The organism is Aureimonas sp. AU20 (genome assembly GCF_001442755.1).
Taxonomy (GTDB): domain Bacteria; phylum Pseudomonadota; class Alphaproteobacteria; order Rhizobiales; family Rhizobiaceae; genus Aureimonas.
The window spans coordinates 410,349-436,017 of sequence record NZ_CP006369.1; the positions used below are offsets into that span (position 1 = coordinate 410,349).

Consider the following 25,669-nt stretch of genomic DNA (forward strand, 5'->3'; position numbering starts at 1 on the left):
GATAAGGAGTGCGCGGCTGGCCTCTCGCACGGCGCGAAGTAAGCCAAGCGGGGTGTTAAGCGCTTGTTTACGGCGATCTCTCCAGAGTGGATTCAGGGCGAACCAAACCCATCGCGGTTGGCTTTCCTCGGCAAGGCTCGGTGCCTGAGACACACCGTCCCGAAACTGAACCCAACGCGGCGCTTCTCCTGCGGGCGTCACGACATAAGGCTTCGAATGCCCCTCAATCTCGATCTGAACCGCCTTGGCGTTGCCGTCTGCGTTGTCGATGTCGATCGTGATGGCGTGTTCCGGTTCTACGGCATCAACGACTGCGCCGCCCGCGAAAGCGGCCTCAACCGGCGCGAGGTCGCCGGGCGCCTGTTCTCCGAGTGCCTGCCGGCGGACTATGCCCGGCGGCTGACCGAGCGCTACGCCGTCTGCGCCCGGACGCGAAAGGTGCAGGAGACGGAGGAAGAGGTCGATCTCGGCTTCGGCGCGAAATGGTACAAGACGACCCTGACGCCCCTGATCGACTAGGCGACGGGCGCGGTGTCGCAGATCATGGGCGTTTCCCAGAACATCACGGAGACCAAGCGGCTGCAGGCCGAACTGCGGGAATATGCCTATGTCGACCAGCTGACGGGCCTCGCCAATCGGCGCCGCTTCGATCAGGCCATCTCCTATGCGCGCGACGAGGCGCTGGCCTCCGGCACCGCCTTCTCGCTGGCGGTGGTCGATCTCGACGGGCTGAAATCCACCAACGACCAGCACGGCCATCGCATCGGCGACGCGGTGATCCACCATGCCGGCCAGCTTCTGGCGGGAACGCTGCGGCCGGACGAACTGGTGGCGCGCGTGGGCGGCGACGAGTTCTACATGCTCCTGCGGGCCGGCAACCGCGCCGCGCTGGACGATCGGCTCGACGCCATTCGCATGCTGGTGGACAGGGGCCTGACCCTGCCCGAACTCGGGCTTCCCATCACGCTCAGCATCGGCGGCGAGGTCTGGCGCCAGGGCGCCGACATTCGCGACGTGCTCTCGGCGGCCGACGAGGCGATGTATGCCGAAAAGGAAATCCGCCGGCTGGTCCGACGCGTCGACCGGCGCAGCGCTGCCGCCTGAGCGACGGCGGCTCGGCGGGAGCGCGACCCGCATCTGACATCTGGCCAAAGCCGGCGCGGCGTGCTGAATGCCGGGCATGACAATCGAGCGGATCAGCCTGCCGCAGGCGCGGCGGATCGCCCTGGCGGCGCAGGGGTTCGGGGCCAAGCGCCATGCAGCGCCCGGGCCCTCGCATCTCGCGCGGACGGTCGCGCGACTGCATCTTCACCAGATCGACAGCGTCAACGTCCTGTCCCGGGCGCATTATCTTCCGGCCTTCTCCCGCCTCGGCGCCTATGACCGGGCCGATCTCGACCGGATGTCCTGGGGCCCGAAGCGACAAAGGCGCCTGTTCGAGTATTGGGCACACGAAGCCTCCCTCCTGCCTTTCGAGCTGCAGCCGCTCCTGCGCTGGCGCATGCGGCAGGCCGATCGCGGCGAGGCGGGGTGGGACCGGATGCGCCGCTACGCCGTGGAGCGCCGCCCCGAAGCCATGGCGCTTCTCGATCGCATCCGGGCGGAAGGACCGCTCGCCACCGCCGACTTCGAGGCCCATCAGGGCAAGTCCGGCTGGTGGGAATGGAGCGACACCAAGAGCGCACTGGAATGGCTATTCTGGGCCGGCCATATCACGACCGCGACGCGCCGGGGCGGGTTCGAGCGGGTCTACGATCTGCCCGAGCGGGTGCTGCCCGCCGACATCCTCGCCCGGCCGACGCCTTCCGACGAAGAGGCCCACCGCGCCCTGATCGAGCGGGCGGCTCTCGCGCACGGAATCGCCACCACCGGCGAGCTGCGCGACTATTTCCGCCAGAAGCCCGAACAGGCCGAGCCCGCCATCCGCGCGCTGGCCGAGGAGGGCGTGATCCGGCCGGTCGAGGTGCCGGGCTGGCGCCATGCCTGGCTGCACCGAGACGCCCGCCTGCCCCGCCGCATCGAGGGCCAGGCGCTGCTCGCGCCCTTCGATCCGCTGATCTGGGAGCGGTCGCGGGCCGAGCGCCTGTTCGGCTTCCGCTATCGCATCGAGATCTACGTGCCGGCCGAGAAGCGCCAGTTCGGCTATTATGTCCTGCCCTTTCTCCTGGGAGACCGGCTGGTGGCGCGGGTCGATCTAAAATCCGACCGCCAGGCCGGCCGGCTTCTCGTGCAGGCCGTCCATCTGGAGCCCGACGCGCCCGCGGAAACGCGCGAGGCGTTGGCGGCCGAGCTGGAAGCCATGGCCGCCTGGCTCGGCCTTGCGGAAGGCGTGGCTCACGCTTCCAAGGGTTAGCGCCAGGGCGTCACCGACTGTCCGCCGAAGATGCGCTCGCGCGGCAGGTCGAAGATGAAATAGGGGTTGATGAGCGGCAGCACCCCGGCGCTGGCCAGCCGCGCTTCCTGCTCGGGCGAGAAGGTGATGTCGAGCGAGGCGACGTTCTGCTTCACCTGCTCCGCGCGGCTGGCTCCAATCAACACGGAGGAGACGCCCGGCCGCTTGGCGACCCAGGCGAGCGCCACTTCGGCCATGGACCGCCCGATCTCCTCCGAGACGCCGCGCACGGCATCCACGATGTCGAAGTTCTTCTCGGTGAACAGCATTCCGCCATAGGGATTGTCGCCGTTCAGGCGCCCGTCGCTTTCGCCCGACGCCGTGGCGGTGCCGGAGCGGTTGGGAAGGCTGCCGGCCGGGCCGGCCTCGGCGATCTTCTCGCGCCCGTACTTGCCGGTCAGGAGCCCGGCGGCGAGCGGGCTCCACGCCACGAGGCCAAGCCCCAGCGCGTCGCCCGCCGGCAGGATGTCGAACTCGACGCCCCGGTCGATCAGCGAATAGGAATATTGCAGGCCGATCGGCTGCGGCAGGCCATGAACGCGGGCGAGCGTCGCGATCTCGGCGGCGTACCAGGCGGGAGCATTGGAGAAGCCGTAGTAAAGAATGTCGCCCCGGCGCACCGCGTCGGTCAGCGCCCGCAAGACCTCCTCGGGGGGCGTCGTGCGGTCCCAGACATGGGTCCAGTAGAGGTCGATATGATCGGTGCCGAGCCGGCGCAGCGAGCCTTCCAGCCCGTTGCGGATGTTGCGGGCGCTGTTGCCGCCGGCGAGCGGCGTGTCGTCGCGCCGGGGAAAGCCGGACTTCGTGGCGATCACCAGCTTTTCGCGCAAGGCCCGGTCCGTGATGAAGCGGCCCAGCATGGTCTCGCTCTCGCCGCCGGAATAAACGTCGGCCGTGTCGATGAAATTGCCGCCCGCCTCGACATAGGCGTCGAAGATCGCCCGCGCGCCCGCCTCCTCCGCGCCCCAGCGGCCCGCGCCGAAGGTCATGGTGCCGAGTGCCAGCGGGCTGACGGCGAGGCCGGAACGGCCGAGCGTGCGATAGGTCGTGAGATCCATTGTTGTGTCTCCTTCAGAACTGAAGGCGAAGGTAGCGCTTGCGCCGGCGCGGGATTAGCGCCAATTCCTGACAAGGGTTTATGAACGGAGCACAGCAATGCGGCGCGGTGAGCTGGACGATCTGGCGCTGTTCGCAGCCGTCGCGCGCGCGCGCAGCTTCACGCGCGCGGCGGCCGAACTCGGCCTTTCGCCCTCCGCGCTCAGCCATGCGCTGCGCGGGCTGGAAAGCCGGCTCGGCGTGCGCCTGCTCGCCCGCACCACGCGCAGCGTGGCGCCCACCGCCGCCGGGGAACGGCTCCTGGAGCGGCTTCAACCGGCGCTGGACGAGGTGGCGCTGGGCCTCTCGATCCTAGCCGACTGGCGCGACGCGCCCTCCGGCGCGCTGCGGCTCACCACCTTCAACTACGCCGCGCGCACCATCCTCGCGCCGCGCCTGCCGCGCTTCCTGCTCGACCATCCCGACATCGCGGTGGAGGTGGTGGTGGACGACCGGCTGGTGGATCTCGTGGCGGGCGGCTTCGACGCCGGCATCCGCTTCGGCGAAACGGTGGAGCGGGACATGGTGGCCGTGCGCGTCGGGCCGGACCTGCGCACCGTCGTGATCGGCACGCCGGACTATTTCAAAAGGCACGCCCGCCCCGAAACGCCGGCCGACCTGAAGACGCATAGCTGCGTCAACTATCGGCTGATCGGCGGCGGCGGGCTGCTGCCCTGGGAGTTCGAGCGGGATGGGCAGGAGATCAAGGTGCAGGTCGGCGGGCAGCTGATCGTCAACGACGAGGTGCTGGCGGGCGCCGCCGTGCGCGCGGGCGCGGGCCTCGGCTACATGCTGGAGCACGACGTGGCGGGGGAGATCGCGGACGGGCGTCTCGTGCAGGTGCTGGACGGCTGGTGCGCGCCCTTCCCCGGCTGCCATCTCTATTATCCCAGCCGGCAGGTTCCGCTGGCGTTGCGCGCACTGATCGACACGCTGCGTTGGACGGGCAGCCAGCCGCAGAGCTGACGGCGCCCGCGGGCTTCGGAGGCCGCGTTCACACGGCGACGCTGCGCCGAGCGAGCGCCCGCCGGACGTTCTGACGGGTCTCCGCACGGCAAAGCGCATAGGCCTGCATCGCGGTCATCGGCCGCCCCAGGAGATAGCCCTGCGCCACCTCGCAGCCGGCCTGGCGCAGGACCTCGAACTGTTCCTCCGTCTCGACGCCCTCGCCCACCGTGCCGACGCCGAGCCCTCGCGCCAGCTGCACGACCGCATGGAGAACGGCGGCGGCTGCCGGGTCGAACGGCGCGGTCTGGACGAAGCTCAGATCGATCTTGATGCAGTCGAGGTCGAACTTTCTGAGATGCGCCAGTGAGGAATAGCCGGTGCCGAAATCGTCCATCGCGACGCGGATGCCGCTGTCGCGCAGGGTTCGCAGCGAGGCGGCGATCAGCTCGCTGTCCTCCACCAGGGCGGTTTCCGTCAGCTCGATCTCGAGCCTGTCCGGCGACACGCCGGCCGCTTCCAGAAGGCGCGCGACCTCGCCCGGAAAACCCTCGCTGCGCAACTGGACGGGCGAGACGTTGACCGCGACATGGATGCCGTCGGGCCATTGGCGAACATGCCGGCACGCTTCCTCGACGATCCACAGGCCAATCTCGCGGATCAAGCCGGTTTCTTCGGCCACGGGAATGAACTCGCCCGGCGAGATGAACCCGCGCGCGGGATGCTGCCAGCGGATCAGCGCCTCGAAGCCCAGGACGCTGCGATCCTCGATCCGGTAGAGCGGCTGGTAGAGGAGCGTGAACTCGCCGCGCTCCAACGCGCCGCGCAGGTCCGCCTCCAGCACGCTTCGGCGCATCGCCGCTTCCTGCATTCCGGCCTCGTAGCGCTGGTTGCGCCCCCGGCCCAGCGTCTTGGCCTTGTAGAGCGCGAGGTCGGCATGCTGGATCATCACGTCGGCGCTGGCCGCGTCCCGCGTCGAGGCCATGCCGATGCTGCAGCCCACGCTCACCATGCGTCCGTGGATCAGGAACGGATCGCTCAAAGTGGCGATGATGCGCCGGCTTAGCCCGGCCGCCTCGTCCTCGTCGCAGGAGAGCGAGAGAACGGCGAACTCGTCCCCCGCCAGCCGGGCCACGAGCTCGCCCCGCTCGCAGACGCGCCCCATGCGAACCCCGCATTCCGTCAACAGCCAGTCGCCGGCCGCATGGCCGAGCGTGTCGTTGACGATCTTGAACCGGTCGAGATCGATCAGGAAAAGGGTCGCCGCCCGCCGGCCTTCATAGGCGGCCTCCAGCTCCTGCGCGAATTTTCGCCGGTTGGGCAGGCCGGTCAGCGGGTCGTGGAAGGCCAGCCGCTCCACCTCCCGCTGCGCCTGCCGCTCGGCGGTCACGTCGTCATAGGTCAGAACCGCGCCGCCGCCCATGATCGGCCGGCAGGAGACGCTGATGGTTCGCCCATCCTCCAGCGCGTGTTCGAGATAGGTGGTCCGGTCGAGGGCGAACCATTGCGTGTGATTGTCGATCACCCGGCCAAGACGCGCCTCGTTCCAACCCAGGCGCTCGGCCAGATTGGCGAGATAGCGCTGCCAGGGCATTCCGATCGCGACCCCCTCGGGCCGGATGTCGAAGAGCGTCACCAGTCGGTCATTGAAGAGGTCGATGCGTCCGCCGGCCCCGATCACGAGAAGGCCGTTCGACATGTTGGTGAGCGCGTTGGAGAACAGGGCCTCCCGCTGCTTCTGCTCGGCCAGTTTGGAACTCGAGGTGACGAGGGCGCCGGCGCTAAGCGCCAGACAGATGACCACGATGCCGACCAGAAAACCGAGAATGCTGCGGTCGATCCCCGACGGCTCGCTTCCGACCGGCACGATGGCGGTGCCGGCGATGAGGCCGAAATGAACGAGGCTGACGGCCGCCACGGCGAGCGCGATGCGGATGCCTGGGCGCGTCCTCTCCGGCAGCGCCATCGCCAGCGCGCACAAGGCGGCGCTGGCGAGCGCGATCGGTACGGCGCCCGCCGCCGGTTGCTCGACGCCGCAATTGGTCAGCGCCGCCATGCCGGCGACATGCATGAGCACGATCCCCGCGCCCGTCACTGCGCCGCCCAGAAGCTTGAGCCAGGTTCGATCGGTCAAGGCCGTCAGCGCCGCCGGCAGGCCCACGATCGCCACGCTGATCAGGGCCGAGGCTGCGGTCATGTCGGGATCGAAGGAAAAGGCGAAGTCCGGCCGGTAGCCCAGCGTCGCGATGAAATGGGTGGTCCACACGCCGAGGCCGCCGGCCAGCGCCGCAAAGCCCAGCCATTGCAGCCGGGACAGGCCCACGGTGCCGCGCACCCGCTCGAAAAGATCGAAGAAAAGCCAGGACGCCACGATGCAGACGACCGTTGCCGCCACCACGAGGGTGATCGCATGGTCCTTGGCGAGCGTCAGGAAGATTTCAACCATGGGTCACCGCTTCATTAAACCCAGCGTTATAGGGCGAACCTCTTTTTTTCGTGAAAGCTGTGACGCACAACCTGCGGGTCGCGCTCGCGACACGCAGGATGGTTTTCGCTCGGTTTGCATTCGGCTATCTCAGCCGGCATCGCGCGTCGACTTGAAGCAATCTGAGGGAGCGAAAAGGATGCGTGCTTATCGACCGGCGGATCGAGACGGCTGTCTGCGCTTGTTCGACGGCAATGTACCCGAGTTCTTCGCCCCGTCCGAGCGGGGTGATTTCGCGGGCTTCCTGTCCCGGCCAAGCCACACGGCCCATTTTTGGGTCCTGGAACAGGGCGGCGCGCTGGTCGCCTGCGGCGGCTGGCTTCCCGAGGCGGACGGCGAAACCGTCGGCCTCTGCTGGGGCATGGTGGATCGAGCCCTACAGAGGAAGGGTCTCGGCAGCCGCCTGACGCAGGCCCGCATCCTGGCGGCTCGGCAGGCACCCGGCATAACCCGCGTGCGGCTCGACACGACCCAGCATAGCCAAGGCTTCTACGCCCGCTTCGGCTTCGAGGTGGAGAACATTTCCAAGGACGCCTACGCGCCGGGGTTGGATCGATGGGACATGATCCTGAGGCTGTGACGGACCGCTCGACGCTCGGTGGCACTCCATCGGCGCGCAGCCGGCAGGCCGAACACTATTTCCCTCGCGCGCTTGGAATCAGAATAATCTATCTCTTTAATGGAGAGATAGGCCCTATGATCCCGGCCCGTATCGCCATGCTCGAAAGGCCGGGCTACGGTCTCCCCAGCCTTTCGCCGAATCGACGCCGATCCGCCGACGACCCTTGCCCCGCGTAACAGACCAAGGACCTGCCCCATGACTCTCGCCCGCTACGCCTTCGTCAAAGCCAACTGGCATTCCGACATCGTCGATCAGTCGCTCGCGGGTTTCACCGAAATCGTCTCGCCCGAGGCGGTGGACGTGTTCGACGTGCCCGGCGCCTTCGAGCTGCCCTTGATGGCGCTGGAGCTGGCGCGCACGGGGCGCTACGAGGCGGTGGTGGGCGCGGCCTTCGTGGTGGACGGCGGCATCTACCGGCATGACTTCGTGGCGCAGGCGGTGGTGGACGGGCTGATGCGCGCGGGGCTGGAGTCCGGCGTGCCGGTTCTCTCGGTGTCGCTGACCCCGCATCACTATCAGGAAACCGAGCACCACAACGCGATCTTCCGCGCCCATTTCGTGGAGAAGGGCCGCGAGGCCGCCCGCGCGGCGCTGGCGATCGGCAAAACCCGCGCGGCCGCCAAGGCCCTGTCCGCCGCGCCCCTCGCTTCGCCCCGCCGGCCCTGGCCGGTGGAGGCACAGGATCGCCGCGCGGTCTGACCGCACGAAGGGTCGCGGCGGCCTCGCCTTCGTGAGCCTTTTGAAGCGAAGCCACCGGGGCACAGCCGCCCCGGCGGCTTTGCGGCTTACATCGGCGGAACGACGCCCTGATTGCCGACCACGACGAAGGCGGTCGAGAGCTTGCCGTCGGCGGCCTTGGTGGCAGGCACGAAAACCGGCGCGCCGGGCTTGAGGTCGGAGGCGCTTGCGTCCGCGAAGGTCACGACCGGAATGTTCGCCGGCAGCGAAACGGTCTTGGAGCCCGTGGGATAGGTCAGCGTCAGCTGCCGGCCGTTGACGCTTTCCACTGCGTTGGAGACCGTGGCGTTGGTCATGGTCGAGTTGGGCTGCAGGTCCCAGGGGAAGCTGCCCTCGTTGGCGCCCTTCATCGCGGCGGGAAAGATCAGGACTTCCAGCGCGCCGGCGGGCGCGCCGCCGGTGGCCGGCGCGGAGGCGACGCCGACATAGTCGCCCGCCTTGATGTCGGTGGCGGAGGCCGGCTTCACGCCGCGCACGCCGACATTGGCCGCCATCTCGATCTTCACCACCGGCCCCTCGCGCGAGGTGACGGACAGGGTCGATCCCTCGACGGCGGCGATCGTGCCGCGCACGCGGGACGGCTGGGGGTCCTGCGCGGCCGCGAGCGAGGCCGACAGGACAAGCGAGCCGAGAACGAGGCTCGCGACGGGAAGGGCTAGGCGCATGGGTCGATCCTCTCGCATGGGGCATCCGATTGAATCGCCCACCAGCAAAGCGCGATAAGTCGCCTGCTTCGCGTTGGTTTCAAGGCAAGGGGCGCGTAGCGCTTACGCAGCGTCCCTGGGTTGTCGAGGCTGCCGACGAAACGCGCACGAGCGGCCGCCTGTTTTGGAGCGCTCAACGAAGCTTCGTCGGGTTCGCTGGGCGGATCTTTTCGTGGCCGGCATAAGCCACCCTTCCGCTTAGCAAGTCTTTCGGGCGGCATCGGAACCCCGGGTCAAGACCTGTGCGCGGTCGGATTTCATTCGCCCACGAGGAGCATACGGCCAGCGGATGTCGGCGGCGCCGCCCAAGCTGTTGCGATGATGTGAGTGGACCGAAGACCCCTCGCAAATCCCGTTCCGCGTTCTCAGCCCGTCATCCCATAGTCGAAGGCGAGTTGGCCGGGCGCTTCGCCTCGCTCGGCCAGCGCCAGTGCCAGATGCGGATCGACGCCGAGATCGCCTCGGATCAGGCCGTGCGACCAGCGATGGCGCGCGCGGGGCCGCTCCCAGGGCGGGCTGTCCACGATCGGATACCAGCAGAGGCCGGCGATCTCGGCGCCCTTCTCGCGCGCGGCGTGGATCTCGGCGAGGACATGGCGCAGCCAGTCCGCCTTGGTCCAGCCGGGATGGCGGCGACGCTGCTCGGGATGGCCGTCATGCCAGCTCGTTTCACTGACGAGGATCGGCAGACCATAGCGCCGCGCCACCTTCGCCAGCACCTTGCGCAGCGAGGTCCGGGCGGTGTGAGGGTAGTAGTTGACGCCGACGAGATCGACCAGCCCCTCCGCCACCAGCGCGTCGGTCGCCACGAACTGGCGCTCGCCGATCCCGTTCAGCGGATCGGTGGAGAGAAGGCGCACGTCGGGGTGATGATCGCGCGCGACGCGCGACATGGTCACGGCGAGGCGCACCGCCTCGTCCCGGCCCATGCCGGCCAGCATGGGATAGACCGAGGGCTCGTTGACCGGGCAGATCCAGAACGGGCGGTCCGGCCGCGCGGCGAGCGCGGCGGTGCGCGCATGGGCCACCGGGTCTTGCGGCGGGTCGAAATGGTTGAGGTCCCAGATCACGTCGGCGCCGATCCGCTCGGCAAGGCGCAGCCGCGCGGCGACGTCGTGCCGCCAGGGCAGGCCGTCGCGCGAGCGCAGGAACCCATGGCTGCGCGCGATCGCGTAATGGGCCTCCATCCGGTCGCCCGGCATGTGGCGCGTGGTGTGGAGCAGGTCGTGCCCGTTCCAGCCGAGCCGCCCGCATTCGAAGCCTGCGAGAAGGGGAGTCATGCCGGCTTCTTGCGCGAGGCGGGCGGCGCGAACAAGCGGCATTTCGCTGATGTCGAGGCGGTGCGCGCGGGCGTCGCGGGAGAGCGCACGGGTTTTCCACCTCGGCCTTCGCTCAGGGGACCAAGCCGTCTTCGAGAACGCGAGCCGGCGAAATGAGCGACAAGGCCGGGCTTGGCGCGAACAAGCGGCATTCGCGGATGGCGAGGTGGTGCGCGCGGGCGTCGCGGGAGGATGTGGCTTTCCACCTCGGCCGTCGCCCGGAGAGCCAGATCGGCTTCGAAGAGGCGAGCGGACGAGATGACCGGCAAGGCCGGGCTTGGAATGCGGTGGGCGTCTTCGCCGGCCTCTCCGCGCGTCGCGAGGTTCGGCGCATCCTTTCCACGCCGCTCGGTTCCCTCCGGACCGCCGTCCGTGCCCGCCGGAATCGGCTGAACTCAACCTGAACGCCGCCGTTCAGTCTGCCGAGGGCGCCGGGCGCCTAGAACGGGTCATCCGAAACGACGAGGTGACCGACATGAGCGATCACGAGACGCAGCCTAGCAACACCACGCCGATCCAGTCCGCCGCCCCGGCCTCCGACCCGCGCCCCGGCGCTCCCCGCAAGGGCGGGCGCAACGCGATCCTGGGCCTTGGTGCGCTCGGCATCCTGGCGCTGGGCTTTGCCGGCGGCGCGGCGGCCTGGAGCGCGACGCGGCCTCACGATGTCAGCTTCGACGCCTCGATGAAGTCGACGCCGATCGCGGAGCTGAAGGAAGCCTCCTCGATCGGGATCACCGGTCAGGTCGAGCAGATCTACGGCAACAAGTTCGTGGTGAACGACGGCGCCTCTCGCGCGCTGGTTGAGACCGGCCGGGCCGGCGAAGGCGGCAAGCTCGTCAATGCCGGCGAGACGGTGACGGTGCAGGGCCGCTTCGACGATGGCTTCCTTCATGCCGCCGCGATCCGCCATGCCGACGAGCGCGTGGACGAGCTAACCCCGCCCCCGCCGCCGCATCATGGCCCGCGCCACGGCCCCGGCGCTGAGCGTCCCGGCGCCGAGGGCCCGGGTGTCGACGGGCCGGGCGAACCCGGCTGATCCCGCCGCCCTCTCAGACTTCCCCCTGTTCGACCGTCCCTCGCCCCTGCCGGGCGCGGGATCGAGGTCGCGCAAGCCCGGCTCCCCGCCTGCCCCGCCCAAGGGGCCCTTTGAGCCGACGTTTCGAAAGACTGATGTCATGATGAAGCAAGCCTTGCTCGCAACGGCTTTGGCCGTCGGGCTGACCTCCTTCGCCTCGGCGCAGACCGCGCCCCCGCCGCCACCGGCCGCTCCGCCGGCTCCGATGGCAGCGCCGGGCGCTGCGCCTCCTCCCGCCGACATGCGCCCGGCGCCGGGTGATCTCGCCCCTCCGCCCCCGCCGCCTCCGGGCGAGGGTCCGCAGGGCCACCGTCGCGGCCCGCCCCCCCCGCCGCCGCTGGCCAAGGGCGTCGATATCCGCATGGGCAGGGACGCGGGCGTGCGCATCGAATGCGGCGACGAGCCGATGGACCGCTGCCTCGCCGCCGCCAAGCCGCTGACGGACCGGCTCGCCAACCCGCCGGCTCCGCCCGCACCGCCGATGCCCGGCGACGCGCCGACGCCCCCGGCCAACTGATCCTTCATCGGCGGCGGCCCTCGGGTCGCCGCCGACTTGAGTCGTCCGGCCGGCGATGGTGGAGGGGTAGCGAGGAGACATGTCGGGAAGGTTGTTCGACAATGCCGACGCGTGATGTCCGGACGACTAATCGGCGCCCAGCATGCACGTTGCCATCGGCATGAGTAATGTCGTTGGGACGGCGCTTGCGAGGCGCGTCCCCCAGGCCGATGGCAGGGAAGCGCCAGCGGCCCGGCCCGGCCTTTGAACAGTCGCTCGGCCATCAGAAGCCGCTCAGCCGGCCCCTCGCGATAAAACCCTCGCGCATGAAATCGCGCGAGCGTCCTCGCACTCTCTCAGTCAGCCGTCGCCGCCTGAGAAGGCGTCTGAAGGCGGTCGATATTGGAGCGCACGACGCGGCGATAATCCGTCACGACGCTGCCGAAACTGCGGCCGGTGGCCAGATGCAGGAAGGCCTCTTCCGAGGCGCGGATCTTCTCGCAGACCATCAGGGCGGACTCGTCCCAGGCCGGAAGGCCGCCGAACCAGAGCTTCTGCATCCGAAGCCCGATGACCTGGTTCGACTCCAGGGTGAGGCAGGCGAGATTTCCGAAGATGTTCAACATGAAGTCTCTTTCGCGGTCAGGGCTGAAACGCATCGAAGGGCGCGGCGTCGCCCCTGCGAAACCCAGCGGCATGGCTTACACATAGGATGCACCGCCGAGATTTCCGAAAAGCTTCCAGCGCCGAGGCGAAGCGCGTAATCAAGGCATGACGGGCGGAAACCGCTCGGCCGTGAAGCGCAGCGAGATCAGCGCCGCGCCTCGCTCGTTCGTCACCGTGGTCAGGATCTCGGCCCGGCTCGGCATGCGGCCGTCGATATCGCGCAGCAATTCGCCCGTGGAGGTGATGGCGAGCGACCAGGCGGCCTCGTCGTCGTCGAGAAGACGGCCTTCGCGATCGACATGCAACGTGTCGCCGGAGACCTGGAAGAAATAGCGGGGCATGACGTCAATCCGCGGCAAACACGCGAGCGGCGAAACTCGGCCCTGCGACGCAGGACCGTAGAGCCATCGGCGGTGCCGGTTCGATCAATTCTGGCATGGGCATCGGGAGAGGCCGACAGGCCGTTCGAATATTGCACCAGATTCGAGCGAACCTTTTCAGTATGGCACAAATCAAAGAGAACACTATAATCGATATTGAAGGCTGCTATAAGTCAGGGACAAGTCCTGTGCCATCCACCCTGATCCGGCGTGTCCAGTCCGGATGCTTGACGGGGTAAACCATCCGACGCGTCGGATAGGCGGCACCAGCCGCTGCAGGACTTCCTCTGGTTCATGACGGCTTCCGGTCTTTCATGGGAAACGGCAGCCGATGTCCTCGCCCAATCTGCTGATCCGAAAGCTCGAAGGCTTTCATGCGCTGACGCGCGACGACCGCGACCTGCTGGAGCGCTACAGCCGCCCCCTGCGCGAGGTGCCGGCCAAGCGGGACATCATCCGCGAGGGCGACGTGCCGGAGGACGTGGTGCTGATCCTGTCGGGCTTCGCCTGCCGCTACAAGCTGATCGAAGGCGGCAAGCGGCAGATCATGGCCTTCCTCGTGCCGGGCGATTTCTGCGACTTCCAGGTCTTCATCCTCAAGCACATGGACCACAATATCGGCACGCTGTCGCGCTGCCAGGTGGTGCGGATCAAGCGCGAGGCGATCCTGGAGCTCACCGAGCGCCCGGCCATCGCTCGCGCCTTCTGGTGGGCCTCGCTGGTGGACGCCGCCACCTTGCGGGAATGGCTGGTCAATATCGGCCAGCGCACCGCAGACGCTCGCATCGCCCATCTCCTGTGCGAGCTTCTGGTGCGGCTGGAGGCGGTGGGGCTGGTGAAGGACAACAGCTACTCCCTGCCCATCTCGCAGAACGACCTCGCCGATGCGCTCGGCGTGACGGTGGTCCATGCCAACCGCATGCTGATGACGCTGCGCGATCAGAACCTGATCGAACTCAGCGCCCGCGAAGTGGTGGTGAGGGACGTCGCCAGCCTCAAGACCTTCAGCGGATTCAATCCCAACTATCTCCATCTCGATCGATGAACGGCACCCGGCGGACAGAGCTTTCGACGGGAAAAGTCGAAAGCGCCGGCTCAACCTTATAATCCAGGTTATAGAGGGGTCTATTTTCCCGGCTTTTCTCTCTTATCAGAGAAATACTTAGGAACCGTTTGGACAAAGGGGCCTTTTCTTGGCTGGAACCGTCCTTCAACGATAGCGGCAAGCCGTTTCGGCTGTACCCTTCCGCGAAACGCGAGCGCATCCAGTGCTCGGTCGCAGATATCACGAGACGCGCACGCCCCTTGGCGATGCGTGGCGTTCGGATGTCTCGACACCGCCGGGCGGTTCCCTTCACCGACAAGGACATGCCGACATGAGCGACGCCCGGACCCCCTCCCCCTCCCCCAGCTTCCGGGACAACGCCCGCGAAGGCGCCGTGCCGATCGACCCGCTGGGCCACCCCGCCACGACGGTCGCCGAAGACGCCCACACGATGCTCGTCAATAAAGTGTCCTGGGGCGCGATCTTCGCCGGCGTCGTGGTCGGCCTGATCACGCAGGTTCTGCTGACCATGCTGGGCGTCGGCATCGGCATCGCGACGCTCGACCCCGGGATGGGCGCGGCCGGCAATCCCGCCGCCTCCACCTTCTCGATCGGTGCCGGCATCTGGTATGTCCTGTCGGGCATCGTGTCGGCCTATGTCGGCGGTTACATCGCCGCGCGCATGTCCGGCCGCACCGCGCCGACCACCGGCGCCCTGCATGGGCTGACGGCCTGGGCCTTCACCACGCTTCTCGTTCTCTATCTTCTGACCTCGGCGATCGGCGGCATCGTCGGCGGCGCCTTCAGCGGCGTGACGGGCGCGATCGGCGGCCTCGGCCAGACCGTGGCGCAGACCGCGGCGCCGATGCTCGCCAATTCCAACCCGCTCGACGCGATCGAGGGTCAGGTGCGCGCCACCGGCACCGATCCCGACGCGCTGCAAGCCAAGGCCGTCAACGCCATCCGCGCCCTCGTGGTCGGCGGACAGGCGGGCACGGACGATGCGCGCAATCAGGCGGTGCAGGCGCTGGCACAGGCTCGCAACATCCCCGTCGATCAGGCGCAGCAGCAGGTGGCCGATATCGAGCAGCGCACGCGTCAGGCCATCGACAGCGCCAAGGAGACCGCGACCAAAGCCGCCGACACCGCCGCTTCGGTGGTCTCGACCGGCGCGCTCCTCGCCTTCGCGGCCCTGGTGCTCGGCGCCATCGCCGGTTGGCTGGGCGGTCGCTCGGGCGTGGTGCATCCCGTCTTCGCCGATCGAATCGTTCCGACCAGACACCGCGTCTGACATCTTGATCCCAGCAAAAGCGGCCGGCCCTTCTGGGTCGGCCGCTTTCGTTTGCGTGAGATGCGCCAGGCGGAGCTGACCCTGACCTGTTTCCGAGGGACGGAACGGCCCGATGGGTCGTCATTCAGTCCTAATCTTAACTTAGATTGTAGGACGATCGGTCGCGAAGGGGACTGATGGGGCTTGAATGACCTGCAGGCGCAGGACGCGTCCAATGCAGGACTGTCGAGGAGCATCACGATGGACAACCACCCGGATGATCCGATGACAACTCCGGGCCAGCGCGACTTCAGCCAGTTGCGCCTGGAACTGTTGCACTGCGCCCATCAGATCCAGGCTCTCGGTCAGCGACCGCCCAGCGACACGGCTGCATTGACGGATTCGATCTCGAACTTGGTGCGCATCGCTCATGCGCTCAGCCAGCCCCGGAACACAGCCGCCCTCAGCGACGAGGCGCAGCTGATTCACGACTTGTCCCGCGCGGTCCATCGTATCGAAGACGCCAAGACGCGCGACGCCTTGAAGAACCGTCTAGCCGAACTCGGCTACTCCGTACCCGAGACGGATTCGGAAGACGCGAAACGATCCTGAGGCCCGATCGCGCGCCGCCCCCCAATTCCTCTACGTCACTTCGCCGCCCTTACGCAGCGGCCGACACCATGGGCCTGCGCCTAAAAACGAACGCGATTGTTGCAGGCGCGCATCGCTTGAAGAGGCGAAGCCGGAAAATCGTAGTGGAACTTTCGGTAGCAGATATGTAACTTATGATATGGCGCGACGATGCTCCACGCGACATCAATGCCTCTTCAGTGGGAGGTGGCAAGCATGCGCCAGAACACCGAACTGCTCATGGTTGCGCTGGAGCTTCGCCTCATGGCCCATCATGTCGGGGGACATCAGATCGGGCGAAGATCGGCGCAGGCTCCCGAGCCGCTGCGCGATCGGTTGACCCAAGCCGCCGAAGCTCTGGAGGCTTTGGTGCGAAGCGGCGCCCCAGCCCTGGAAACGCCCACTCTGGACGGTGCCGCCCCTGCCGGTTGAGGCGGCGACGCCTTCGCCGAGTCCCTCAGCGATGGTCCGACAGGCAGGCGCCGTGATCGCCCAAGACTTCGATCACCCGGCAATCCGCCACGGAATGCTCGCCGCAATCGGCCATGCGGGCCACCTCGCGGCGCAGCGCCGTCAGCCGCGCGATCTTGTGGTCGATATCAGCCAGATGCGCCTTGGCGATGCGGTCCGCCCCCTCGCAGGAATGAAGCGGCTCGCCCGCCAGCGCCAGAAGCTCGCGGATCGGCTCGATCTCGAAGCCGAGTTCGCGCGCATGGCGGATGAAGCGCAGGCGGCTGAGATCGGACGCGTCGTAGAGCCGGCGATTGCCCTCCGTGCGCGGCGGGGCGGGAAGCAGGCCGATCTGCTCGTAATAGCGGATGGTCGGCACCTTGATGCCGCTTGCGCGCGAAGCCTCGCCGATCGGAACGCCCAAGCTCATTTTTTCGCTTGCTCCTCTAGTCGCTAGAGGAAGTACCCCTGCATCCATCGAGATGCAAGGAGAGCGCCATGTCGGCCGTATCGAGCGAAAGCCGCTTCCGCGTCAGCGGGATGGATTGTGCCGCCTGCGGCAACAAGGTGGACACCGCGCTTCGGCGCCTGCCCGGCGTCGAGGATGTCGCCGTGTCCGTGTCCGCCGGCACGGTGCGGGTGCGCCACGGCGCGGGCTTCGACGCCGCCGCCCTGGTGCGGCAGGTCGGCAATCTCGGCTATGGCGCCGAGCCCGCACTGAACGCCGCCCCGTCCGACACGGCAAGCCGGAAGGCGCCCCATGCAGGCGACCATGCCGGCCATTCGCACGGCCAAGCCGCCGAGGCCGGCGCCCAGTGGTGTAGCGGTCCCAAAGCGCGGCTGACGGCGGCAGCCTTCGCGGCGCTGCTTCTGGCCTATGGGCTCGGCCATCTCCTGCCCGCGCTGGAGCGGCCGCTGTTTCTCGCCGCGCTCGCCGTCGGGCTCGTGCCCGTCGCCTGGCGCGCCGTCACCGCCGCGCGCTTCGGCACGCCCTTTTCCATCGAAACGCTGATGACCATCGCGGCGATCGGTGCCGTCCTGATCGGCGCCGAGGAGGAAGCGGCGACGGTGGTGCTCCTCTTTCTCGTCGGCGAGATGCTGGAAGGCGTGGCAGCGGGCCGCGCCCGCGCCAGCATCCAGGGCCTTTCGACGCTCCTCCCCAAGACCGCGCGGGTGGAGGCGAACGGCGAGGTCCGCGAGGTTTCCGCCGAGAGCCTGACGCTCGGCGCCGTCATCCTCGTGCGGCCGGGCGACCGCATTCCCGCCGACGGGGTGGTGAGCGAAGGCGCGGGCGAGGTGGACGAGGCGCCGGTGACGGGCGAAAGCGTGCCTAAGCGCAAGGGCGTCGGCGATCCCGTCTTCGCAGGCACGGTGAACGGCGGCTCGGTGCTGCGCCTGCGCGTCACGGCGACGGCTGCGGACAACACGATCGCCCGCATCGTGCGGCTGGTGGAGGAAGCGCAGGAGGCCAAGTCCCCGACCGAACGCTTCATCGACCGGTTCTCCAAAGTCTACACCCCGGCCGTGCTCGTGGTGGGCGCGCTGGTCGCCACCGTTCCGCCGCTGGTGCTCGACGGCGGCTGGGAGGAATGGATCTACAAGGGCTTGGCGATCCTCCTCATCGGCTGCCCCTGCGCGCTGGTGATCTCGGTGCCCGCCTCGGTCGCCGCCGGGCTTTCGGCCGGCGCGCGTCGCGGCCTCCTGATGAAGGGCGGCGCGGTTCTGGAAAGCCTGGGGCGCATCACGACTGTCGCCTTCGACAAGACGGGCACGCTCACAGTGGGGCGGCCGGTGGTGACCGACATCGTGGCCGGCAGCCGCTCCGCGCCGCAGGTCCTGTCCCTGGCGGCGTCTCTGGAACAAGGGTCGAGCCACCCGCTGGCGCTGGCGATCCTCGCGCGGGCAAAGGCAGACCGGGCGCCCGCCCCGCCCTCGTTCGACGCGCACGCGCTGCCCGGCGAGGGGGTCGAGGGCGGCGTCGGCGGCGAACGCGTGTTTCTCGGCTCGCCGGAGGCCGCCGCCCGGCGGGTGGAGCTGACGCAAGAGCAACGCGAGGCGATCGAGGCATTGAATGCCGAAGGCAAGACCGTGTCGGTCGTGGTGCTTGCGGGCGCGGTGGCCGGCTTCATCGCGCTGCGCGACGAGGCGCGGCCGGACGCCAAATCGGCGCTGGCGCGCCTCCATGCCGATGGGCTTCGCACGATCATGCTGACCGGCGACAATGCGCGCGCGGCCGGGGCCGTCGCCGCCGATCTGGGTTTGGAGGCGCGGGCGGGGCTCCTGCCGCAGGATAAGCAGCGGATCGTGCGCGATCTTCAGGCGCAGGGCCTCATCGTCGCCAAGGTCGGCGACGGCATCAACGACGCGCCCGCGCTGGCTGCCGCCGATCTCGGCATCGCCATGGGCGGGGGCACCGACGTGGCTCTGGAGACCGCCGACGCCGCCATTCTGCACGGCCGGGTTCAGGACATCCCAGACATGATCGCCCTGTCGAAGCGCGTCATGGGCAATATCCGCGTCAACATCGCGCTGGCGCTGGGGCTCAAGGCCGTCTTCCTCGTTACCACGATCGTCGGCCTCACCGGCCTCTGGCCCGCCATCCTGGCCGACACGGGCGCGACCGTGCTGGTGACCGCCAACGCCATGCGGCTTCTGGCTTGGACACCGCGCTCGGAGCTCGGGCCAAGGCCTGTTCGCGGATAATGGGAGAGGGTTTTTGTTCGCTCTGAAGAGCGAAGCTTGAGGGATGCGGGGACGCATCCGCAAGGATTGGCACCAATCCTCACGGACGGGCGTCGGCTGAAAAAGCGCCGACAGACCGCCCCGATCGGGTTGTCAAACAGTCTTAAAAGAACTGGGACGGGACCTGCCGACGGAGAAAAGGAAGGGGGGTTCGTTCGTTCACGACGAGCAAAGCAAGAAGGACGTGAGGGGGCATCGGCCAACCTTGGCTACGACACGAGCGAGCGAACGACCCAGACAGGTTTTGCCCCGCGTCCAGATCAGAAGGGACACCGGTCCGCGTGGCGCGCAACGCGGGTTTTCGATCCACCCGGAAAGCGGACGATCCCAGCTCGCCCTCCCCTCCCCGCTCCCGCCGGACGAGAGGCCGCATCCCCGCGCAATCCTGTCGCAGCCCAGGACCGCGAATAGTCGACCGCCTGTCCCTGTCCGCCGCCGCCGAGTTGCATATCTAAACCGTCTCATGCCCTCCGCATCCTGCGGAGCGGCTTCTGTTTGGGTCCCAACTCGCCATGACATCCTCCAGGTTCCTGACCGGGTCCGGCGAGATGGCCGCGCGGCTGCGAAGCTACGACTGGTCCTCCACCGATCTCGGCGCGCCCTCCACCTGGCCGCGCTCGCTCAAAACGCTCGTCGGCCTCATGCTGGCCTCGCGTCAGCCCATGTATGTCGCCTGGGGTCCGGCGGGCACGATGCTCTACAACGACGCCTATATCCAGCTTCTCCAGAGCAAGCATCCCGCCGCGCTCGGGCAGACCTTCCGCGAGGTCTGGCTGGAGGTCTGGGACGAGATCGAGCCGCTGGTGGCGCAGGTCCATGAGGGTCAGTCCGTTCATTTCGACGACATCACGCTCTTCGTGGAGCGCAACGGCGAGACGACGGAGGCGCATTTCGCCTTTTCCTACACGCCGGTCTACGACAACGAGTCCGGCGTGATCGGGCTGTTCTGCGCCTGCAACGAGACGACCGAGCAGATCCTGGCCGAGCGCGCGGCGATGGACGCGCTGCAGGCAGCCGAGGAAGCCAACATCGCCAAGAGCCAGTTCCTGGCCAATATGAGCCACGAGCTACGCACGCCGCTTTCGGCCATCATCGGCTATGCCGAGATGCTGATCGAGGAGGCGGAGGACGGCGCGGCGGCGGCCGATCTCGCCGGCGACATCGCCAAGATCGAAAGCAACGCGCGCCATCTCCTCAGCCTCATCAACGACGTGCTCGATCTGTCCAAGGTCGAGAGCGGCAAGATGGACATCTACACCGAGACCTTCGACGTCGCCGAGATCGTCTCCGATGTCGCGACCACCGCGCAGCGGCTGGTGGAGAAGAAGAACAACCGGCTCGTCACGGACATCGCGGCGGATGTCGGCACGCTTCATTCCGACGTCACCAAGGTGCGGCAGATTCTGCTCAACCTTCTCAGCAACGCCGCCAAGTTCACACAGGACGGAACGATCACGCTCAGCGTCCGGCGCGAGGGCGAGGCGATGATCTTCGCGGTCACCGACACCGGCATCGGCATGACGCCCGAGCAGCTGGAGCGCCTGTTCCAGCGCTTCAGCCAGGCCGATGCCTCCACCACGCGCAAATATGGCGGCACCGGTCTCGGCCTGTCCCTCACCAAGGCCTTCTCGGCCATGCTGGGCGGCGACGTGACGGTGGAAAGCGAGGCCGAGCGTGGCAGTCGCTTCACGCTCACCCTCCCCGTCAACATCGCCGACGCCCTGCCGCCCGAGGAGGCCCTGCCCGACGCCCAGCTGCCGGTGGTCTCCGATGTCGACCCCGCCAAGATCGTCCTGGTGATCGACGACGACACGGCGCAGCGCGAACTCATGACCCGCTTTCTGGCGCGCGAGGGCTTTTCCACCGTCACCGCCGCCGACGGCGCGACGGGTCTGGCGCTCGCCAAGGAGCTTCGGCCCCGTGCCATCCTGCTCGATGTCATGATGCCGGGCATGGACGGCTGGACCGTTCTCGGCCGCCTGAAGGCCGACCCCGACTTGGCCGACATTCCCGTGGTCATGGTCACCTTCGTCAGCGAGCGGGGCCTCGCCTCGTCGCTGGGCGCTGCCGACTATGTCGACAAGCCGGTGAAATGGGAGCGCTTCCGCTCGGTCATGGACCGGTTCCGCGAGGCGGTGGGCGATGTCCTGGTGGTGGACGACGATCCCGACGCGCGGGCCCGCGTGCGCCAGACCCTGGAGCGCGACGGCTGGACCGTGGCGGAGGCCGAAAACGGCCAGGAGGCGCTGGACGCCGTGGCCAAGGCGAGGCCGCGCGTCATCCTGCTCGACCTCACCATGCCGATCATGGACGGGTTCGGTTTTCTGCGCGCGCTTCGCGCCCGTCCGAGCGACCGCGACATTCCCGTGATCGTGCTGTCGGCGCGGGACCTGACGGCAGAGGAGCGCGGCAAGCTCGACACGGCTGCGCAGGTCCTCAGCAAAGGCCAGGTGAGCCTCCGCGAAGTCGCCGCCAATGTGCGCGCGCTGACGGAGGGCGAAGGCAAGACGTGACCGGCGGCCTCGCCCGGCGGCTCTCGGGACTGGCGGACGGTGGCGCGTTCTTGCGACCGGCGACCATGGTGTGACGTCGCGAGGCGGCATGGATGGAGGTTCGGGCGGACGCTGGCTTGCTGGACGCGATGGCTCGTTCGCGTGCGGTCGTCGGAACGCGGTGAGGCGCATGAGGCGGAGGGTGCCCTCTCCGCGATACCCAAAGGTGCGGCGGACCATCGGCGGTTTCCGACGGCTCATGTCGTTGCGAGACCGACGATGAAACCGCCGCCGCTCCGGCCCTGTGCTTGCTCCTCGATCGCACGGCGCCTGCCGGTTCGCTCAAATCGGCATGCTCCCGCACGTCCGAGCACGAACCAAACCTTAGCTGCCAAATGACTCGGATCACTCGCATGCGATCGTTCGAAGGCCTTGAGAAATCCGTCGCGTCCGAGACGTTCCGCGAGCGTACCATGGGTGCGGCGGTGCGAGACGAGACGCGCGTCGGTCTCGAAACCGTTTCGCCCAAGGAACGCGAGGACGGCACGATCACCCTCCGCGAGCGGGGCAACCCGGATGATCGCGAGCCGCTTCCGTGTGTCTTTGCGATAGCGCTTGTTCGCGGACGACGCGGTGTGCTCGGCGCATATTCGGAAACTCGGCAGCGCAGGACCGGCGCGGGATTTCCGAATGTCGCAAGGGGCCGATCGCCGTCGATGCTAAAGCGCATCAGCGAGATTTGGCAACGGTCCATGCGGACAGGCGACGGCGAAAAAGAACCGTCGGACCGACCCGCCCGAGTTTTCAAACGGGCTGCTAAAGGCGGGTGGTGCCGTCAGGCAGAATCGGCTGCCATGCTGAAAGCCGGGAAAGCGATATCGTCGCCGGACGGCTGGCACGAAACGGTTTCCAGCGTCAGGGAGAAGGCGGCGAGCGGACCGGTTCCGTGCCCCCGTCTGGCGCAAAGCGCTGCCCCGCTCCGAACATCCCGCCCCTCTCCTTCGCCGCTCGCCTGCCCTTACGCAGAACCAAGGCTCCATCAATGACCCGTTCACGCCCTCTGTCCAACACATCGCCTCGCCCCACCCAAGACACGCCCTCGCCCTGCCCCGCTTCGCCACGGCCGCTCGCGAGCCAACCTCGCGCGATGACGCATTTCCCGGCCGCGCTCACCTCCCTTGCTGCGGACACCACCCGATGATCGCCCTGTTCGACGAGGCCGCATCGAGCGCAGCGCCCTCCTCGCCCGAGTCCGCCACCGCCACGGAGCGCGCCCGTCAGCGCCTCCAGAGCTTTCTCGCCTATCTCGCCGTGGCGCGCGGCGGGGATGCGCCCGCCCCCTCGCCCGCCGCGAACCTGCGCGATGCCGTGGCGGATGCGCCGCGTCTGGCCGTGGCCGTCGCCGCCCTGCCCTCGCCGCCGGACTGGTGGGACGCGGAATGGCAGGGGCTCGATCTCGCGGACGCCGATCTCTCCGGCCTTCCGTTCACGGGCGCCGATCTCACCCATGCCAATCTGAAACGCGCCGTCGTCGCCAACGGGGTGGGCCGCGCCGCGCGCTTCGACGACGCGCTGATCGAGGAAGCGCGCTTCTCGAACGCCGATCTCAGCGGCGCCTCCTTCGTCAACGCCGTCGGCGGACAGGCCGAGTTTGAGGGCGCGATGCTGGAGGACGCGATCTTTCGCGGCGCGAACCTGCGCTTCTCCAGCTTCAAGACCGCGCTTCTCGACGGCGCTGATTTCGAGGGCGCGGACGGCTGGGGCGCCGACTTCACCGGCGCCGACGCCGACCGGACCGTGTTCCGCAAGGCCCGTCTGGACGAAGCCGACCTGTCCGACGTCAACCTCACCTTTTCCGACTTCACCGGCGCCAGCCTCAAGCGCGCCAAGCTTCGCGGCTCGCGGCTGCGCGGGGCCAATCTCGCCGGCGCGGCCTTGACCGGCACCGATCTCAGCGGCGCGGACCTTTCCGACACGACGCTTCTGCGCATCGACCTGTCGAGCTGCGATCTTCGCCATGTCCGCTTCGGCGGTGCCTGGATCGAGGGCTGCCGCTTGCGCGCCGAGCAGCTCGGCGGCGCGGTGGGCGAAGAGGTCGCCGGCCAGTTCGAGGCCGCGCGGGCGAGCTATTCCGCGCTGGAGGCGAACTTCATCAGCATCGGCGCCAAGGCGGAGGCCGGATGGGCCTACAAGAAGGGTCGCAAGATGGGGTGCCTGGGCGCGCGCGCCGGCGCGGGGAAAGCGCTCCGCGAGCGCCGCTGGCGCGCGCTTCTCGAGCAATCCTACGTCTGGGCGGCCGATCGCTTCGTGGAATGGCTGTGCGACTATGGCGAGAGCCTGTCGCGTGTCGTGCGCGCCTTCGCGATCCTGATCCTCGTCTTCGGCGCGCTCTATGGGCTGGACGGAGGGCTGGTGCCCAAGGGCACTGAGATCCCGACCCGCAACGTCATCGACCTTCTCAGCTACAGCGCCCTCAATATGATGACCTCCAACCCGCCCGAGATCGGGATCGAGGTGGTGGGCCGCACGGCCAACATTCTGGTGGGCCTGCAAGGCGCGATCGGCATCATCCTCATGGGCCTGTTCGGCTACATCCTGGGAAACCGCATCCGACGCTGACGGGCGCGAAGTCGCGGCTCAGGATGATGATGGGCGGGGCCGGGCATCGCACATCCGGCCCGCCCTCGGCGTCTGCCGGCTCTAAAAACCCGGCCGTCTCTTTATATTGACCGCTCGCAATCGAGAGGCCGCACGCGGTCAGCGGCGGGAACCGACCAAAGCGCCCTCTCCCGCCGCTGAAGACCCTCAGTAACGCGAGCGACCGACCAGCCTCGACAGAACGGATCGCGCCGCAAGCCCGGCGACGAACACGCCCGCCACCGCGCCCGCCTTCACCAGATCCACCTGACGGCGCGTCACGAACTCGTGGCGCGTGCCAAGCGTCCGGCTCTTGGACGGGCCGTCGATCCGCGCCGGGCCTTTGACCGCCACCTCCAGATTGCCCTCGCGCGGCGCCATGGGCGCGCCTTCCTGCGCCTCGCGCATGCCGGCGGCCTTGCGATCGGCAAACCCCGGCGCCAGAGCCTGGGCCAGCGCCATCATGGCGGTGGAGCGTCCGACCCAGATTTCGCGCTGCGGATCGCGCACGGCGGAATAGACGGCTTCGGCGCAAAGGCGCGGGTCGAACAGCGGATCGGGGATCACCTGCTCATGGCCCGTCCGGTTGCGCGCCCAAGTCGGCTGCGGCGTGTTGACGGCGGGGAGATAGATGACGCTCAACGTCACGCTTGAGCGATCCGCGATGAGTTCGGAGCGCAGCGAGTCCGTGAAGCCGCCGACGGCCGCCTTGGCGCCGCAATAGGCGGCCTGGAGCGGCGCGGAGCGGATTGCCAGACCCGACGACACCTGGATGATCGCGCCGCGATTGCGCGGCTTCATGCTGCGCAGCGCGGCCAGCGTGCCGTAGACCTGCGAAAGATAGGTCGCGGCGGTGACGCGCTGATACTCTTCCGGCGTGATCTTGTCGGCCGGGGCGACCACGGTGGACATGGCGTTGTTGACCCAGGCGTCGATGCCGCCCAGCTCCGCCACGACCCGCTCGGCCGCCCTGTCCACCTCCGACGCCATGCCGACATCGGTCGGAATGTCGAGAATACGCGGCCCATGGCCCGCCAGCATCTCGCGCGCCTCGGCCAGCCGTTCCCTGTCGCGGGCCAGGAGCGCCACCTGCCACCCGGCCTTGGCAAAGCGCTCCGCGATGGCCAGGCCGATCCCCGCGCTGCCTCCGGTCACTACAACGGTCTTCATCCCAACGATCCTTTTCGTGCCGGTCGGGATGGGAATGCACGGGTGACGCAGGGGTTGCCGGGTGCGACGCGGACGCGCGGGGCAGGGCACGGGGTCTGCTACGACGGATTGCCATGCCGCAAGTTGTCACCTGACAACGCACCCTTTAGAACCGCCATCAAAGGGCATCGGAATGATAAGAGGAATGCCAGTTCCGACCCGCGAAGCCCTGTCACCGGCCATCCCAGCGCCCTGCAACACGGAGCTTGCCGGAGCCTGAAAGGCCTCGTTAACCCCTTTCCGACTCGCCTTGCGACTCGGAGGGATTCATGACCAA

At 68.1% G+C, this 25,669-nt stretch carries 24 protein-coding genes; 16 read left to right on the plus strand and 8 right to left on the minus strand.

The features are described 5' to 3' along the window. The first annotated feature begins 216 nt into the window (after positions 1-216). The 3 genes from M673_RS20960 (at position 217) to M673_RS20970 (ending at position 2,353) form a co-directional block, all read left to right on the plus strand. Positions 217-519: a PAS domain-containing protein gene (locus M673_RS20960; RefSeq protein ID WP_061978656.1), complete on the plus strand. Its 303-nt coding sequence runs from the start codon at positions 217-219 to the stop codon at positions 517-519. 12 nt (positions 520-531) lie between these two features. Then, a complete protein-coding gene (locus M673_RS20965; protein ID WP_061978657.1) occupies positions 532-1,104 on the plus strand; it encodes a GGDEF domain-containing protein in 573 nt (190 codons plus the stop codon). Positions 1,105-1,180: 76 nt separating this feature from the next. Continuing rightward, entirely contained in the window at positions 1,181-2,353 is a 1,173-nt protein-coding gene (locus M673_RS20970; RefSeq protein WP_061978712.1) for a winged helix-turn-helix domain-containing protein, read from the plus strand. Here M673_RS20970 and M673_RS20975 read toward each other — a convergent pair. Further along, complete coding sequence (locus M673_RS20975; RefSeq protein WP_061978658.1) at positions 2,350-3,450, minus strand: aldo/keto reductase; 1,101 nt, start codon at positions 3,448-3,450, stop codon at positions 2,350-2,352. The genes M673_RS20970 and M673_RS20975 overlap by 4 nt on opposite strands. Before the next feature lie 97 nt (positions 3,451-3,547). Here M673_RS20975 and M673_RS20980 point away from each other — a divergent pair, with 97 nt between their 5' ends. Further along, positions 3,548-4,453 (plus strand): LysR family transcriptional regulator, encoded by a 906-nt coding sequence (locus M673_RS20980; protein WP_061978659.1) that lies wholly within the window; start codon positions 3,548-3,550, stop codon positions 4,451-4,453. A 28-nt stretch (positions 4,454-4,481) separates the two neighbouring features. Here M673_RS20980 and M673_RS20985 read toward each other — a convergent pair whose 3' ends face one another. Continuing rightward, a complete protein-coding gene (locus M673_RS20985; protein ID WP_061978660.1) occupies positions 4,482-6,878 on the minus strand; it encodes a bifunctional diguanylate cyclase/phosphodiesterase in 2,397 nt (798 codons plus the stop codon). 178 nt (positions 6,879-7,056) lie between these two features. On the opposite strand from M673_RS20985, the gene M673_RS20990 reads away from it, so the two are divergent. Together M673_RS20990 and M673_RS20995 are read left to right on the plus strand one after the other, a co-directional pair. After that, positions 7,057-7,497, plus strand: coding sequence for a GNAT family N-acetyltransferase (locus tag M673_RS20990; RefSeq protein WP_061978661.1), 441 nt, complete (start codon positions 7,057-7,059; stop codon positions 7,495-7,497). 237 nt (positions 7,498-7,734) lie between these two features. After that, on the plus strand, positions 7,735-8,238 hold the full coding sequence (locus M673_RS20995; RefSeq protein WP_061978662.1) for a 6,7-dimethyl-8-ribityllumazine synthase: 504 nt from the start codon (positions 7,735-7,737) through the stop codon (positions 8,236-8,238). 86 nt (positions 8,239-8,324) lie between these two features. On the opposite strand, the gene M673_RS21000 is transcribed toward M673_RS20995, so the two are convergent. Together M673_RS21000 and M673_RS21005 are read right to left on the minus strand one after the other, a co-directional pair. Then, on the minus strand, positions 8,325-8,942 hold the full coding sequence (locus tag M673_RS21000; RefSeq protein WP_061978663.1) for a hypothetical protein: 618 nt from the start codon (positions 8,940-8,942) through the stop codon (positions 8,325-8,327). Positions 8,943-9,346: 404 nt separating this feature from the next. Further along, entirely contained in the window at positions 9,347-10,261 is a 915-nt protein-coding gene (locus M673_RS21005; RefSeq protein ID WP_148640203.1) for a hypothetical protein, read from the minus strand. A gap of 152 nt (positions 10,262-10,413) precedes the next feature. Between M673_RS21005 and M673_RS21010 the strand changes: the two genes are divergently transcribed. The 3 genes from M673_RS21010 (at position 10,414) to M673_RS21020 (ending at position 11,892) form a co-directional block, all read left to right on the plus strand. Further along, entirely contained in the window at positions 10,414-10,704 is a 291-nt protein-coding gene (locus M673_RS21010) for a hypothetical protein (protein ID WP_061978665.1), read from the plus strand. Between the two features lie 71 nt (positions 10,705-10,775). After that, complete coding sequence (locus M673_RS25005; protein WP_244493223.1) at positions 10,776-11,336, plus strand: hypothetical protein; 561 nt, start codon at positions 10,776-10,778, stop codon at positions 11,334-11,336. A gap of 139 nt (positions 11,337-11,475) precedes the next feature. After that, a complete protein-coding gene (locus M673_RS21020) occupies positions 11,476-11,892 on the plus strand; it encodes a hypothetical protein (RefSeq protein ID WP_061978667.1) in 417 nt (138 codons plus the stop codon). Between the two features lie 335 nt (positions 11,893-12,227). Here M673_RS21020 and M673_RS21025 read toward each other — a convergent pair whose 3' ends face one another. Together M673_RS21025 and M673_RS21030 are read right to left on the minus strand one after the other, a co-directional pair. Continuing rightward, entirely contained in the window at positions 12,228-12,497 is a 270-nt protein-coding gene (locus M673_RS21025; protein ID WP_061978668.1) for a hypothetical protein, read from the minus strand. Positions 12,498-12,635: 138 nt separating this feature from the next. Beyond that, positions 12,636-12,878: a DUF6894 family protein gene (locus tag M673_RS21030; protein ID WP_061978669.1), complete on the minus strand. Its 243-nt coding sequence runs from the start codon at positions 12,876-12,878 to the stop codon at positions 12,636-12,638. 370 nt (positions 12,879-13,248) lie between these two features. Between M673_RS21030 and M673_RS21035 the strand changes: the two genes are divergently transcribed. The 4 genes from M673_RS21035 (at position 13,249) to M673_RS21050 (ending at position 16,294) form a co-directional block, all read left to right on the plus strand. After that, complete coding sequence (locus M673_RS21035) at positions 13,249-13,962, plus strand: Crp/Fnr family transcriptional regulator (RefSeq protein WP_061978670.1); 714 nt, start codon at positions 13,249-13,251, stop codon at positions 13,960-13,962. 331 nt (positions 13,963-14,293) lie between these two features. Further along, the gene (locus tag M673_RS21040; RefSeq protein ID WP_244493222.1) at positions 14,294-15,253 is read left to right on the plus strand and encodes a PhnA-like protein; all 960 of its coding nucleotides are present in this window, start codon (positions 14,294-14,296) and stop codon (positions 15,251-15,253) included. 183 nt (positions 15,254-15,436) lie between these two features. Beyond that, positions 15,437-15,844: a hypothetical protein gene (locus tag M673_RS21045; protein WP_061978671.1), complete on the plus strand. Its 408-nt coding sequence runs from the start codon at positions 15,437-15,439 to the stop codon at positions 15,842-15,844. A 234-nt stretch (positions 15,845-16,078) separates the two neighbouring features. Further along, a complete protein-coding gene (locus tag M673_RS21050; RefSeq protein WP_061978672.1) occupies positions 16,079-16,294 on the plus strand; it encodes a hypothetical protein in 216 nt (71 codons plus the stop codon). Positions 16,295-16,319: 25 nt separating this feature from the next. Here M673_RS21050 and M673_RS21055 read toward each other — a convergent pair whose 3' ends face one another. Next, positions 16,320-16,742 carry a MerR family transcriptional regulator gene (locus M673_RS21055; protein ID WP_061978673.1) on the minus strand — a complete coding sequence of 141 codons (423 nt, stop codon included), beginning with the start codon at positions 16,740-16,742 and terminating at the stop codon, positions 16,320-16,322. Positions 16,743-16,810: 68 nt separating this feature from the next. On the opposite strand from M673_RS21055, the gene M673_RS21060 reads away from it, so the two are divergent. The 3 genes from M673_RS21060 (at position 16,811) to M673_RS21070 (ending at position 24,165) form a co-directional block, all read left to right on the plus strand. Continuing rightward, entirely contained in the window at positions 16,811-19,015 is a 2,205-nt protein-coding gene (locus tag M673_RS21060; protein ID WP_061978674.1) for a heavy metal translocating P-type ATPase, read from the plus strand. Between the two features lie 551 nt (positions 19,016-19,566). Continuing rightward, on the plus strand, positions 19,567-21,567 hold the full coding sequence (locus tag M673_RS21065) for a response regulator (protein ID WP_061978675.1): 2,001 nt from the start codon (positions 19,567-19,569) through the stop codon (positions 21,565-21,567). Positions 21,568-22,743: 1,176 nt separating this feature from the next. Continuing rightward, positions 22,744-24,165, plus strand: coding sequence for a pentapeptide repeat-containing protein (locus M673_RS21070; protein WP_082639941.1), 1,422 nt, complete (start codon positions 22,744-22,746; stop codon positions 24,163-24,165). Between the two features lie 186 nt (positions 24,166-24,351). Here M673_RS21070 and M673_RS21075 read toward each other — a convergent pair whose 3' ends face one another. After that, on the minus strand, positions 24,352-25,353 hold the full coding sequence (locus M673_RS21075) for an SDR family oxidoreductase (RefSeq protein ID WP_061978676.1): 1,002 nt from the start codon (positions 25,351-25,353) through the stop codon (positions 24,352-24,354). Positions 25,354-25,669 lie beyond the last annotated feature (316 nt).